Genomic DNA, 12,280 nt, shown 5'->3' with positions numbered 1-12,280 from the left:
CGAGAGTTCTTATTCTTGACGTTGTCCGAAATCTGCAATCATCTGCTCCATTTCTTGTCGACTCGGAGTTGTCAGCATATAAAGGTAATCTCCTTGAAGTTCCGCAAAGGCCGCTGGCATGATTTTTTTAACCTTGAAATACTGGCTGTATTTGGCAAGCAAGTCCTCCTCAGAATAAACATAGTGAGCATTTGCACGACGGGATGTAGCTAAACAATATTGAGCTTCAAATTCTGACGCTGGGAACTCTTCTCCTGCGACAATAGCAGCATAGCCACGATAAAGATCCAAAGAATGAGCAAAGTTATAAACATCAATGGTAAAACCACCTGCAGGGCGGTTATTGTACTCAATGGCGATGTAATCATCCCCTTCACGGAAGAACTCAATATGGAAGAACCGTTCTTTCATACCAAATTCTTTGACAATTGCCTCACCATATTTACGTAATTTAGGATCCATATCCTTGAGGACGTAATAAGAATTGTCCATCTTGTAAATCATGAGATCAAGCGGTGTATAGGCGTAGTCGAAGGTCGTTGAAAAGACAATCTTTCCATCCTTATCCACTAGACCATCAAAGGTGCAAATTTCGCTGGAAGTGACAAATTTCTCAAAGAAATAAACGGTCGAATGATTCCATTCTTGCTTGAAGTGATTGATATCATCTTCTGTCTCGAGCTTAAAGGTTGCGGCTGCTCCAACTCCATTATCAGGTTTAGCAATCATTGGAAGACCAATTTCTTTCACTGCTTGATCAACATCTGCTTCCGTCTTGATAACAGCTCCAGGTACCACAGGGACACCTGCTTTTTTGAAGAGTTTCTTCATTTCAGACTTAAATTTCGTCTTTTTGAGATCCTCTGGTTTGGCACCAAAGACATTGAATTGTTCTCTGAGTGTTGCATCCAGCTCAAGCCAGTATTCATTATGAGACTCGATACGGTCAATTGGCCCATGTTTATAAAAGAGAAAAGCAACTGCACGTTTGACTTCATCTATATTTTCAAGATTATCTACGCGGAAATACTCAGTCAGGCTATTGCGTAAAGGTTCATCCAATTGCTCGTATGGTTCTTGACCAATTCCCAATACTGTGATGCCTTTATTAGCTAGTTCAATGGTAAACTGTTGAAAGTTTTGCGGATAGTAGGGAGAAATAACAAGGTAATTCATAGGTAACTCCTTTTATAAATAGAGATTTCCAAGGAAATAAGGCATTTGTTTGCGCCACCATTCCCAGTCGTGGGCGACATCGTGTCCCCATTCAGCAAACCAGGCTGGAATTTGTTTCTGGTCAAAGGCTTCTTTAAGCTTGTAGAAAGATGGTAGACCGTCTTGTTCCCAGGCTCCAAGACCCGTACACAGCACAATCTCTGCCTGACGGTAACGGTCAATAAACCAGCCGTCATTCTGATTCCAGATATAATCTACTGGCGAGTTTTGATAAATAGCATCGTCATTGTAGTAATCGCCGACAAAGAAACGTGCGTCGTAAACACCACTAAGAGCTATCACCTTGGTAAAGACATCTGGATGCTGAAGGAAGAAATTGAGTGCATGGTAGGCGCCCATTGAGCAACCTGTCGTCATCATGCCATCAAACCAACCTGTCTTGTGCTTGATAAAAGGAATGGCCTCCTCAATCACATAGCGCTCGTAGGCACGATGCATCTCTGCTTGGTCGTGCCCATTTTTCCAAGTGGCCAACCAGCTCTCACTGTCTACACTGGATAGGGTAAAGAACTGAACACGGCCTTCCTCGATAAAGGAAGCACAAGCATCAATCATGCCAAAATCATAGTATTCATTGTGACTACCACCTGATGAAGCAAAGACCACAACTGGAATCCCAGCATGTCCATAACGGTTGAGGTACATTTCACGGTTGAGATGACCACTCCAGTGGCTAAGGTTTTCAATATGCATTGGCTTTCTCCTTTTCTAACTTACCATTTCTCTGCAAAAAATCTCAGACAGTCTGGTAAATTCTCCGACCAAGGGATTTCACTATGGATGGCACCAGACTGAACTTTCAAGACAAGATTATCTAAGTGTACCCCACCTGCTATCAAATCATGGTAATACCGAAGAGACGAATCGATATAGGCTTGTTTGATATTACCAGCCATCAGGGTCTTGTCCGTATCATCTGCTTCTTCAGTTCCAACATAGATAAAGATACGCTGGTCAGGCGATAGTTTCTTTCGTTCAATATAGCGATTAAAGGCTTCTTGATGGAGCCAGTTGGCAGATGAAAAGACGCCCAAGCAACCAATTTGGTCTTGGTATTCCAAACCGATAAACTGGGTAATATTTCCTCCTAGTGAAGACCCAATCATAGCCGTATGCTGGCGGTCAGCTTTAGTACGGTAGGTCTCATCGATAAATGGCTTGACCACCTCCATAACAAACTCGGCATACTCCACGCCCTTACCGCCAAATTGCTGTCCTGGGATAGGAGATTCTTGGAACTTCCAAGCCGCATACTCATTCATCCGCCCCATACCATCATTGTCAATGGCGACGACAATCATGCGACTGATATCAGGATTACGCTTAATAGCTGGGATAATCTTCCATGAATGGCCAATGAAAGACTCCTTGCTATAAAAAACATTTTGCCCGTCATGAAAGTAAACAACAGGATAAGAACGATCCGTGTCTTTCTCATAATCTTTAGGCAGAAGAACACGCACACGGCGCTCCTTACCTATATAAGGAACCTTGAGTTTGTGTTCTTTCATTTTTAAATAAAAGTAGGATTGATTCATTGTCAGAAAACTCTCTATATTCAAAATTTTATTTTATTATATCACAATTATAGAAAAAAAGTTAGTTTTGCTTCCATTTTTGGAATTAAAAACTAACTTTTTCATCTATTTTTCTAAATTCTTCTGGATTTTCTGATTAGAGGAGATTATCAATCAAGTCATCCACTTCATCTTTTTCAGCCTGCGGTGTAATCTCAGTAATCATGATTCCAGCCACTGCTCGCTCAACCAAACCTTCAACATCCATACGTGCTTCATACTGTTCTGCATTTTTAATCTTAGGATTGGTCTTAGGACGGTCAGGTGCAAAAATGGTACAACAGTCTTCAAAAGGCTGGATAGAAATTTCAAAGGTGTCAATTTCCTGAGCAATGTCAATGATTTCCAACTTATCCATTGTCACAACTGGACGGATGATGGGAGTGTTGGTAACTGCATTGATAGCCTGCATGCTCTCCAAGGTTTGGCTGGCTACTTGACCTAGGCTTTCCCCATTGATGATAACTAAACCATTTCGTACCTCACGAATACGATCTGTAATTCGCATCATAAAACGACGCGTCAAGGTCATGAGATAGGCTTCTGGCGCCTTGGCCTTAATTTCCTCTTGAATCTCTGTGAAAGGTACTTCGATAAACTGAATATTTCCCCCAAACTTGGTCAATTTACGGGTCAAATCTTGGGCTTTTTTAAGGGCTCCAGGACTGGTGTAAGGTGGGCTGGCAAAATGAACAGCCTCAATATCCACTCCACGTTTCAAAGCAAGATAACCTGCTACAGGTGAGTCAATCCCTCCTGACAACATAAGCATCCCCTTACCTGAAGTTCCCACTGGTAATCCACCTGCCCCACGAATGGTTTCATAAGAAAGATAGGCTGCTTCTTCACGTATCTCCACTTGGAGATTGATATCAGGACTTTTCATTTGAGCTTGCACATTTGGAATGGCTTCGAATACAGCCCCTCCAAGTGTTTGGTTGAGTTCACGACTATCAAGTTCAAAGGTGTGGTCGCTACGCTTGCTAGAGATTTTAAAGGTCATGCCTTCCTTGTAGATATCTTTCATAATCTCTTGAACAGCAGACTTCAGAACTTCTACAGATTTTTCAACCTTATAAACAGGGGAAAAGTTTTGAATTCCAAAAACTTGTTTGAGCGATTCTGCTACTGCTGTGTAATCTGCTCCATTGAGGTAAGCGTGGGCACGGTCACGATCTGCCGTTACCTTAACTTGGGGATAGATAGACAAAACGTCTGAAATATTATTGCGAAGTTTATTGATGAAACGCATACGGTTTTTACCCTTGGTTGACAGCTCACCGTAACGAATCATAATTTCTGAATATTGCATGAATGCTCCTATCTTACTTTTCTAGTTTGATTGTAAATTAATTTTAACTTGGTCAAAAACTGCTCGACCTGACTCATATCATTTTCAAGGTCTAGGCTAAGACGCACAGCTGACTGGGCCTTATCCTTGTCCACTCCCATAGCAATCAAGGTACCTGCAGGTTTTCCTGCCTTGGACGAACAAGCAGAGGTCGTTGAGATGAAAATATCATAGTCTTCAAATGCGTGAACGATAACTTCTCCACGAACACCCTTAATTCCAAAAGTCAGGATATGAGGGGCAAAGTCTTTCTCATCTGAGAAGACAAAAATATCTGGATAGTCCAGAAGAGCTTGGCGAATCACTGCCTTCATCTGTCCAGTCTTGCTTGTAAAGAAATCTAGCTTCTCCATAGACAAACGGAGAGCCTTGGCTGTCGCTGCAATCCCTGCTACATTTTCAGTTGTCGAACGGTAATCACGTTCCTGACCACCACCTGTTAAAAGAGGCGAAATCTTCTTTCCAGACTTGATATAGACAAAACCAACACCACGGACACCATGAAACTTATGACTGGAAAAGGTCGCAAAATCTACTCGGTCTGTGAGAAAGTCTTCTGTAGGAATTTTGGCTAAAGCCTGAACCGCATCAACATGGAAGGAAATAGTCGGCTTGTCTGCTAGCAGTTCTGAAATAGCCTCAATGGGCTGAACAGAGCCAATTTCATTGTTAACTGCCATGATGGAAACGAGGGTCGTATCAGGTCGTATCAAACCTGCTAACGCCTCAACATCCACAAATCCTTTGTCATCAACTGGAGCAAAATCCACTTCAAATCCTTGACTTTTCAGCCAGAGAGCTGACTCTTTGACTGCCGGATGTTCAATAGCTGATACGATGATGTGCTTGCCAAACTGAGCTTTTTCAAAGGCCACCCCCTTGATGACCCAGTTATCTCCTTCTGTCCCACCAGAAGTAAAGAAGATTTCATCGCTTTTCTTACCGATTAAATCTGCAATCTGTTGGCGAGAAGCATCTAAGATTCGTGTTGCCTGATCTCCCAAACGATGGAGACTAGATGGATTTCCTAAAATTTTTGAAGCGACCTGCATATAAGTTTCAAGGGCTTCAGGATAGGGCTTGGTTGTTGCCGAATTATCAAAGTAAATCATGTTTTCTCACGCTTTCTAAAATCACTCCTTCTATTGTATCATGAAACGGAGCTTGCGACAAGAAAGGGCAATTCCTCTTTTTTTAAGATTTTTTTAAAGAAATGCGGTATAATAAATTTTAATTAAAGGAGAGAATGTATGTCTAATTATCGTAGAACTTCAAAACCAAAAACAGAACACATTAAAAAAGGCTTTACGGTCTTTCAAAAAACCGTTGCGACTATCGGTAGTATCCTTGGCTTAATTACCGCAAGCATCACGATCATGAACGCCTTGGATAATAATAAAAATACTAAAAAAGAACCTACGACAAGCCAGACGACAACAATTGTCAAAGAAATTCAAAAAGAATCCCCTCAGGAAAACACTCATCCCAATAAGGAAAACAACACTTCTCAAGAAAAAACACAGCAAGAGGAAACACCAAAATCTAGCGTCAAGGAAGAGAAAAAAGAAGAGCAGAAAGCATCAACTCAAAACTCTACTACTCCTGCTCCAAGTAAACCTACTACTGAAAATGAAAAACAGCCCAATACTCCAACTTCAGAAAATAAAAGTAATCAATAGCCAGTAAAATAGCTTCCCTCCAAACTTGGAAAGAAGCTATTTTTTATTGTTGTAAAACTTTTCTTGGTTTGGTACCTTCAGCTGGACCGATGACACCTGCCATCTCAAGTTCTTCCATAAGGCGGGTCGCACGGTTAAATCCAACAGACAAACGGCGCTGAATCATAGAGGCGCTGGCTTTCTGGGTCTCAATGACTAGAGCCTTGGCTTCTTCAAAAAGCGGATCTCCACCAGATTCACCATCTGAAAATTCTCCTTCATTTTCAGAAACCTCACCTGGATCAAAACTCTCATCGTAGTCTGCATCTGCCTGAGCCTTAATGAAGTTTACGATGCGCTCGACATCATCATCCGAGATAAAGGATCCTTGGAGACGAACTGGATGATTTTCATCAATCGGTTTAAAGAGCATATCTCCTCGACCAAGCAGTTTCTCAGCTCCATTTTCATCTAAAATAGTACGGGAGTCTGTTCCTGATGAAACTGCGAAAGCGACACGAGATGGGACATTGGCCTTGATCAGACCAGAAATGACGTCAACGGATGGACGCTGGGTTGCAAGAATCATGTGGATACCTGCAGCACGCGCCTTCTGTCCGAGACGAATGATAGCATCTTCCACTTCCTTGCTGGCTACCATCATAAGGTCAGCCAACTCATCCACAATTACAACAATGAGTGGTAGCGGAACCTGCTTGTACTCAGACTGAGCATTAAACTCTTCTACCTTGGCATTAAAACCTGCAATATTCCGAACTCCCACCTTGGCAAAGAGTTCATAACGATTTTCCATTTCATCCACGACCTTTTGCAAAGCCTTGCTGGCCTTACGTGGATTGGTCACGACTGGAATCAAGAGGTGGGGAATATCATTGTAAACAGACAACTCAACCATCTTGGGATCGACCATCATAAATTTAACTTGGTCAGGTCTCGCCTTCATGAGGATGCTAGCGATAATGCCGTTAACAGCTACTGACTTCCCTGAACCCGTTGAACCTGCAACTAGCAAGTGGGGCATCTTGGAAAGGTCAAAAGCTCTTGCGGTGCCATTAACTGCCTTTCCTAGAGGAATTTCTAAGAGATTTTCTGCTTTCGTTTGAGATTGTTCCCATAGTTCGCGGAAGGATACCGTCGCAATCTCAGAGTTAGGAACCTCAATCCCGACTAAGGATTTACCAGGTATTGGAGCCTCAATCCGGACATCCTTGGCTGCCAAGGCTAGAGCGAGGTCATCTGCTAGATTGGAAATGCGGTTAACCCGTACACCGACTGCTGGCTTGACTTCATACTTGGTCACTGACGGCCCAATTTCAGCCCGTTCAACCGTTACCTTAATACCAAAACTAGCAAAGGTTTCTTCTAGGATTTTGATGTTTTCTCGAACAATCTTCTTCTCTTTCGACTGGTCTTTTGGTTTATCTGGGGCAAAGAGTTGTAAGCTTGGAAGTTTGTACTCAAGAGCCTCCTTGGCTGAAAAATCGACCTGAACATCTTCATCATCAGAGCCATCTTCCTGTTCAGCGAATTCAAGTTCAGCTTGAGGCAAGATGATTTCTGGTTCCACCCACTCTTCTTCTGGAACAGGAGGAACGTCAAGCACAACATCATCAGTCAGAATTTCACCCGTTTCCATATCAACAGGAGGCAAATCGAGTAAGGCCTTTTCAGCTGCTTCTTTTTTTAATTTAGCTTCTTCCTCAGCTTTTTGACGAGCTTTTTCTTCTTGTTTAACAAAGCGTTCCTCTTTTCGACGCTCATGCCCTTCCCACCATTTGGCAAAGCCTCTACTGAAAAATTCAGCAATATCGTAAACAGACCAAGGACTGACTAGGAGAGCACCCACTAAAATCAAGATAGAACCAATAAAGTAAGTACCGATATTTGAGAAGAGAAAGGCTGTTGGCACATAGAGTCCAACACCAATCAAGCCACCTCCAGCAAAACTGGTCGTTCGAAAACCAGTCAGATCCGTCACAACCTGAGCCATGGTTCCTTTTAGAACAGACTTGTCCAAACCATATTTCCAAACTAAGTAGGCCTCCAAAATCAAGAGTAAGCCTGCAAATATGGTGAAAAACCCTGATAAGAGGCCTTCCTGTTTTCGTATCCACTTGAAAAAGAAGAGGTAGAGCAGGATACCAAATATTGCCAGATAAGCTAGGCTACCTACTAGCAAGCGAATTAAATTGTAAAGGGTTATACCTGCAGCCCCTAATTTGAAGGCTGCAAAAATCAATAAAATCGCGATTCCTAGCGAAATCAACATCCGTTGTATCGCTTCTTTTCTTTCGAGTTCTGCTTTAGACGGTCTCCGTCTTGTTTTACTTGTATTCTTGTTTGCCATTCTTCTATTATACCATATTTCACAGGCATTTCGGAAAGAGAAAAAGACTGCACCAAACGGTCCAATCTTTTTATTTTCTATCTAAGTTTTATGCTTGTGGTTTGCGTAGGTAACCATAAACTACACCACTTACAATTGCTCCAATCAAGACAAAGACTAGGTAAAGAAGGGCATTTGAAGTAAGAGCGATGACGAAGATTCCTCCGTGTGGCGCCATGAGTTTGATACCTGCAAGACCAACGAGTCCGCCTGCTACTGCAGAACCAAGGATAAAGCTTGGGATAGCACGAGCTGGGTCAGCGGCACCAAATGGAATCGCTCCCTCAGTAATAAATGACAAGCCCATGATGATGTTTGTCAAACCAGAGTTGCGTTCTTCCTTAGTAAATTTATCTTTAAAGAGAAGAGTTGCGACAAAGATTGCAAGTGGTGGCACCATTCCTCCAGCCATAACTGCTGCCATAGCAACAGAACCACCTGAAGAAACAGTTGCTGCAAGCGTACCTGTACCAAAGACATAGGCAGCTTTGTTAACTGGTCCACCCATGTCAACAGCCATCATTCCACCAAGGACGATACCAAGAAGGACAGCTGAACCGCCTCCAAGACCGCCTAGGAAGTCATTCATAGCAGTGTTGATTGCTGCCATCGGGATGTTAACAGCTAGCATGACAAATCCTGTCAAGATTGTCCCAAGAAGTGGCAAGAGAAGGATTGATTTTGCACCTTCAAGTGAACGAGGAACTTTAACGTATTTCTTGATAGCAAGAACTAAAGCACCTGCGATAAATCCACCAACAAGGGCACCTAGGAAACCAGATGAGACACCTACAAGAGTTGAAGTTGCTTCACCACCTGCGGCATAAGGAATTTTACCAAATGCAAAACCTTCTTTAGCAATAGCACCAGCCACGAAACCTGCTACCAAACCTGGTTTTTCAGCGATAGAGTAGGCAACATAACCTGCAAAGACTGGAAGCATCAAACCAAAGGCAGATCCACCAATTTTCATGAACATAGAAGCTAACTCATGGTAAGAACCAAGATTACCAAGGTTTTCATTTGGAACACCCAAAGCACCGTCAATCAAGAAGGCAAGGGCAATCATGATACCACCACCGATAACGAATGGTAACATTTGAGAAACACCACTCATCAAGTGTTTGTAGAAGGCACCACCAAGGCTTTGTTTTTCGTTGCTTGCTGTTGAAGCTTTTGCTCCATTAGCAGCACGGTAGACTTCAGCATCTCCTGAAAGAGCCAAGTTAATCAATTCTTCTGTTTTACGGATACCGTCAGCAACTGGACGATTGATCAATGGTTTGCCATCGAAACGATCCATCTCAACCGCCTTGTCTGCAGCTATGATAACAGCTTTAGCCTTGCGGATGTCCTCAGCAGTTAGTTGGTTTCCAACACCGCTAGCACCGTTGGTTTCAACCTTGATTCCAACACCCATTTCAGCAGCCACTTTTTGAAGGGCTTCTTGAGCCATGTAAGTGTGGGCAATACCTGTTGTACAAGCTGTAACAGCAACGATAAAGTCACCAGAGTCATTGGTAGGTGCTTGAACTGGCTCCTCAGCTTTTTCTGAAGCTTGGTTAAAAAGTTCGATAACTTGGTCAGCTGATGTTGCTTGACGAAGTTTATCAGCAAAGCCATCTTTCATCAAGTATTGAGACAATTCTGCCAAGGCTGCCAAGTGAGTATCATTGGCGCCTTCTGGAGCAGCAATCATGAAGAAGAGGTCAGTTGGTTGTCCATCTAAACTTTCATAGTCAACACCCTTGTTTGACTTAGCAAAGAGAACAGTCGCTTCTTTTACAGCAGCATTTTTGCTGTGAGGCATTGCGATTCCGTCACCCAAACCAGTGGAAGTCAAAGCTTCACGCGCCAAAATTCCTTCTTTAAAGGTTTCAAAATCTGTCACATAACCGTGGTCTGTCAAACTTTTAATCATCTCGTCGATGACAGCTGTTTTTTCAGTTGCTTGCAAATCCAGCAACATAACATCTTTTCTCAATAGGTCTTGAATTTTCATCTTTTTTCTACCTCAACTTTTTCATATGTTTCTTTAATAAATTCTGCTGTTGCCAAGTCATCCGAGAAGGTAGTTGCAGTTCCGCAAGCTACTCCCCATTTGAAGGCTTCTACTGCATCTTTTGATTTGACAAATTCACCTGTGAATCCGGCAACCATAGAATCACCAGCACCAACTGAATTTTTGACTGTCCCTTTGATTGGTTTAGCAAAGTATGCTCCCTCAGATGTGACAAGAAGGGCACCGTCGCCAGCCATAGAGATAATGACGTTTTGAGCACCTTTGGCCAATAACTCACGAGCGTATTTCTCAATTTCATCTAAACTTTCGAGTTTAACCCCAAAAATCGCTCCAAGCTCGTGATTATTTGGTTTGACCAAAAGCGGCTGGTAGTCCAAACTATCAATCAAGGTCTGTCCTTCAAAGTCACAAACCACTTGCGCACCCGTCTGACGCGTCAAAGCAATCAAATCCTTATAGATGACATTGCCTAGGTTTCTAGCACTTGAACCAGCAAAGACAACTGTATCTTCTGCCGTCAGACTAGATAAAATAGCTTTCAATTCTTCTAGCTGTGCCGGCTCAACAGTTGGACCAGTCCCATTGATTTCTGTTTCTTGGTCTGCTTTGATTTTAACATTGATACGAGTATCTTCTGCCACTTGGACAAAACGTGTCTCGATTTCTTCATCAGCCAAAGTATCTGTAATAAATTTACCAGTAAAACCTCCGATAAATCCAGTTGCTGTATTGGGAATATCCAAGCGCTTCAAGACACGACTGACATTGATTCCTTTCCCACCAGCAAACTTATCATCACTGTCCATACGATTGACACTACCGACTTGGACTTGGTCCAAACGAACGATATAGTCAATGGATGGATTGAGTGTGACTGTATAAATCATACTTCTATTACCTCCGTTTTCTCCTTAATAGCCTGCAAGAGCTCATGCCCTTGACTTGTAATAACGATAGCGCGTTTGAGTGGTGCTACCTTGGCAAAGCAAGTTTGTCCAATTTTAGACGAATCCACCAAGACATAGGTCTGTTTGGCATTCTCCAAAATAGCACGCTTCACAGCTCCCTCTTCCATATCAGGAGTCGTATAATAACCATCGTCCACACCATTCATCCCGATAAAGGCACGGTCAAAGTGCAATTGGTTAATCTGGTTAAGAGCAACGCCCCCGATGCTAGCATCTGTCGCCATCTTGACACTTCCTCCAACCATGACAGTTGGAATCTGCTTTTCAACCAACTGTGCGGCATGGTGAATCGAATTTGTCACAACAGTAATATTCTTATTGACCAATTCATGGATCAAAAAAGCAGTTGTTGTTCCAGCATCAATAAAGATGACATCTTGTTCCTTGATGAGAGAGGCCGCCTTCTGAGCTAGCAACTTCTTCTCTTGAAGGTTTTTGACAGATTTTTCTTGAATGGTTTCTTCTTCCTGCAAGGAATGGGGCAATTCTGCTCCACCATGCACGCGACGAAGCTTGTTTTCCGCTTCCAACTCATCCAAATCTCTTCGAACCGTTGATTCTGACGTTTCTAGCAAACTAACTAATTTTTCTAGAGAAACTACATGATGTTGATTTAACTCCTCTAAAATCAGTTGCTTCCGCTCTGTTTTTAACACTGAATCACCTCCTGTTATCGTTTACACTATTCATTCTATCACACTTTCTTTCAAAGTCAAGCGCTTTTTGTCATTTTCTTTCAAAATCTATCATTTTTCTTATTTCCAAAATTTTTATTGCAAGATAAGAGCCTTTATGGTAGACTATTTGAGTAAGTATTGGAAGATTACTCAAGAGGCTTAAGAGGCCGTGTTGGAAACGCGGTAGGCGTGTAACAGCGTGCGTGGGTTCGAATCCCATGTCTTCCGTTTATTTTAAAAAAGATACCCAAGAAATCTGTACTGCACCCCAAAAGTTAGACAGAAAAAATCTAACTTTTGGGGTGTTTTATTATGAAATTGAGTTATGATGATAAAGTTCAGATCTATGAACTTAGAAAACAAGGATATAGCTTAGAGAAGCT

10 protein-coding genes, 1 tRNA gene and 1 pseudogene are annotated in these 12,280 nt (G+C 42.3%); 3 read left to right on the top strand and 9 right to left on the bottom strand.

Annotation, left to right across the window (positions count from 1 at the left end; all coding sequences use genetic code 11):
* Window positions 1-9: 9 nt before the first annotated feature.
* From QM843_RS09295 to QM843_RS09275, 5 genes are all read right to left on the bottom strand, one after another.
* Window positions 10-1,176, bottom strand: coding sequence for an ATP-grasp domain-containing protein (locus QM843_RS09295; RefSeq protein ID WP_414304826.1), 1,167 nt, complete (start codon window positions 1,174-1,176; stop codon window positions 10-12).
* A gap of 12 nt (window positions 1,177-1,188) precedes the next feature.
* Window positions 1,189-1,929, bottom strand: a complete 741-nt coding sequence (locus QM843_RS09290; RefSeq protein ID WP_153199706.1) for an esterase family protein — start codon at window positions 1,927-1,929, stop codon at window positions 1,189-1,191.
* A gap of 20 nt (window positions 1,930-1,949) precedes the next feature.
* Complete coding sequence (locus tag QM843_RS09285; RefSeq protein ID WP_020903514.1) at window positions 1,950-2,774, bottom strand: alpha/beta hydrolase; 825 nt, start codon at window positions 2,772-2,774, stop codon at window positions 1,950-1,952.
* A gap of 136 nt (window positions 2,775-2,910) precedes the next feature.
* Complete coding sequence (gene thiI / locus QM843_RS09280; RefSeq protein WP_049551096.1) at window positions 2,911-4,125, bottom strand: tRNA uracil 4-sulfurtransferase ThiI; 1,215 nt, start codon at window positions 4,123-4,125, stop codon at window positions 2,911-2,913.
* 8 nt (window positions 4,126-4,133) lie between these two features.
* Complete coding sequence (locus QM843_RS09275) at window positions 4,134-5,276, bottom strand: cysteine desulfurase family protein (protein WP_414304827.1); 1,143 nt, start codon at window positions 5,274-5,276, stop codon at window positions 4,134-4,136.
* 138 nt (window positions 5,277-5,414) lie between these two features.
* Here QM843_RS09275 and QM843_RS09270 point away from each other — a divergent pair, with 138 nt between their 5' ends.
* On the top strand, window positions 5,415-5,843 hold the full coding sequence (locus tag QM843_RS09270; protein WP_414304828.1) for a DUF6556 family protein: 429 nt from the start codon (window positions 5,415-5,417) through the stop codon (window positions 5,841-5,843).
* Window positions 5,844-5,886: 43 nt separating this feature from the next.
* Here the strand turns inward: QM843_RS09270 and QM843_RS09265 are convergent, their stop codons facing one another.
* The 4 genes from QM843_RS09265 to QM843_RS09250 all read right to left on the bottom strand — a co-directional run bounded on the left by QM843_RS09265 (window position 5,887) and on the right by QM843_RS09250 (window position 11,876).
* On the bottom strand, window positions 5,887-8,190 hold the full coding sequence (locus QM843_RS09265; protein ID WP_414304829.1) for a DNA translocase FtsK: 2,304 nt from the start codon (window positions 8,188-8,190) through the stop codon (window positions 5,887-5,889).
* Window positions 8,191-8,278: 88 nt separating this feature from the next.
* Window positions 8,279-10,231 (bottom strand): PTS fructose transporter subunit IIABC, encoded by a 1,953-nt coding sequence (locus QM843_RS09260; RefSeq protein WP_414304830.1) that lies wholly within the window; start codon window positions 10,229-10,231, stop codon window positions 8,279-8,281.
* Window positions 10,228-11,139 (bottom strand): 1-phosphofructokinase, encoded by a 912-nt coding sequence (gene pfkB, locus QM843_RS09255; RefSeq protein ID WP_414304831.1) that lies wholly within the window; start codon window positions 11,137-11,139, stop codon window positions 10,228-10,230. Before pfkB ends, QM843_RS09260 begins: the two co-directional genes overlap by 4 nt.
* Window positions 11,136-11,876 (bottom strand): DeoR/GlpR family DNA-binding transcription regulator, encoded by a 741-nt coding sequence (locus tag QM843_RS09250; protein WP_000920651.1) that lies wholly within the window; start codon window positions 11,874-11,876, stop codon window positions 11,136-11,138. The genes pfkB and QM843_RS09250 overlap by 4 nt, the downstream gene beginning before the upstream one ends.
* A gap of 161 nt (window positions 11,877-12,037) precedes the next feature.
* Between QM843_RS09250 and QM843_RS09245 the strand changes: the two genes are divergently transcribed.
* Together QM843_RS09245 and QM843_RS09240 are read left to right on the top strand one after the other, a co-directional pair.
* Window positions 12,038-12,125, top strand: a tRNA-Ser gene (locus QM843_RS09245).
* Window positions 12,126-12,209: 84 nt separating this feature from the next.
* Window positions 12,210-12,280, top strand: a pseudogene (locus tag QM843_RS09240) (transposase); the annotation flags it as partial.

Origin of the sequence: Streptococcus mitis (assembly GCF_047463435.1) — a bacterium.
Taxonomy (GTDB): Bacteria; Bacillota; Bacilli; order Lactobacillales; family Streptococcaceae; genus Streptococcus; species Streptococcus mitis_DS.
Note: the sequence above shows the minus strand (reverse complement) of the source record. Positions and strands in the feature narration are given on the sequence as shown.

Excerpts from the sequence above, each read along its gene's own strand:
- QM843_RS09295 (WP_414304826.1), bottom strand. The coding sequence starts at position 1,176 with ATGAATTACCTTGTTATTTCTCCCTACTATCCGCAAAACTTTCAACAG.
- QM843_RS09290 (WP_153199706.1), bottom strand. The coding sequence starts at position 1,929 with ATGCATATTGAAAACCTTAGCCACTGGAGTGGTCATCTCAACCGTGAA.
- QM843_RS09285 (WP_020903514.1), bottom strand. The coding sequence starts at position 2,774 with ATGAATCAATCCTACTTTTATTTAAAAATGAAAGAACACAAACTCAAG.
- thiI (WP_049551096.1), bottom strand. The coding sequence starts at position 4,125 with ATGCAATATTCAGAAATTATGATTCGTTACGGTGAGCTGTCAACCAAG.
- QM843_RS09275 (WP_414304827.1), bottom strand. The coding sequence starts at position 5,276 with ATGATTTACTTTGATAATTCGGCAACAACCAAGCCCTATCCTGAAGCC.
- QM843_RS09270 (WP_414304828.1), top strand. The coding sequence starts at position 5,415 with ATGTCTAATTATCGTAGAACTTCAAAACCAAAAACAGAACACATTAAA.
- QM843_RS09265 (WP_414304829.1), bottom strand. The coding sequence starts at position 8,190 with ATGGCAAACAAGAATACAAGTAAAACAAGACGGAGACCGTCTAAAGCA.
- QM843_RS09260 (WP_414304830.1), bottom strand. The coding sequence starts at position 10,231 with ATGAAAATTCAAGACCTATTGAGAAAAGATGTTATGTTGCTGGATTTG.
- pfkB (WP_414304831.1), bottom strand. The coding sequence starts at position 11,139 with ATGATTTATACAGTCACACTCAATCCATCCATTGACTATATCGTTCGT.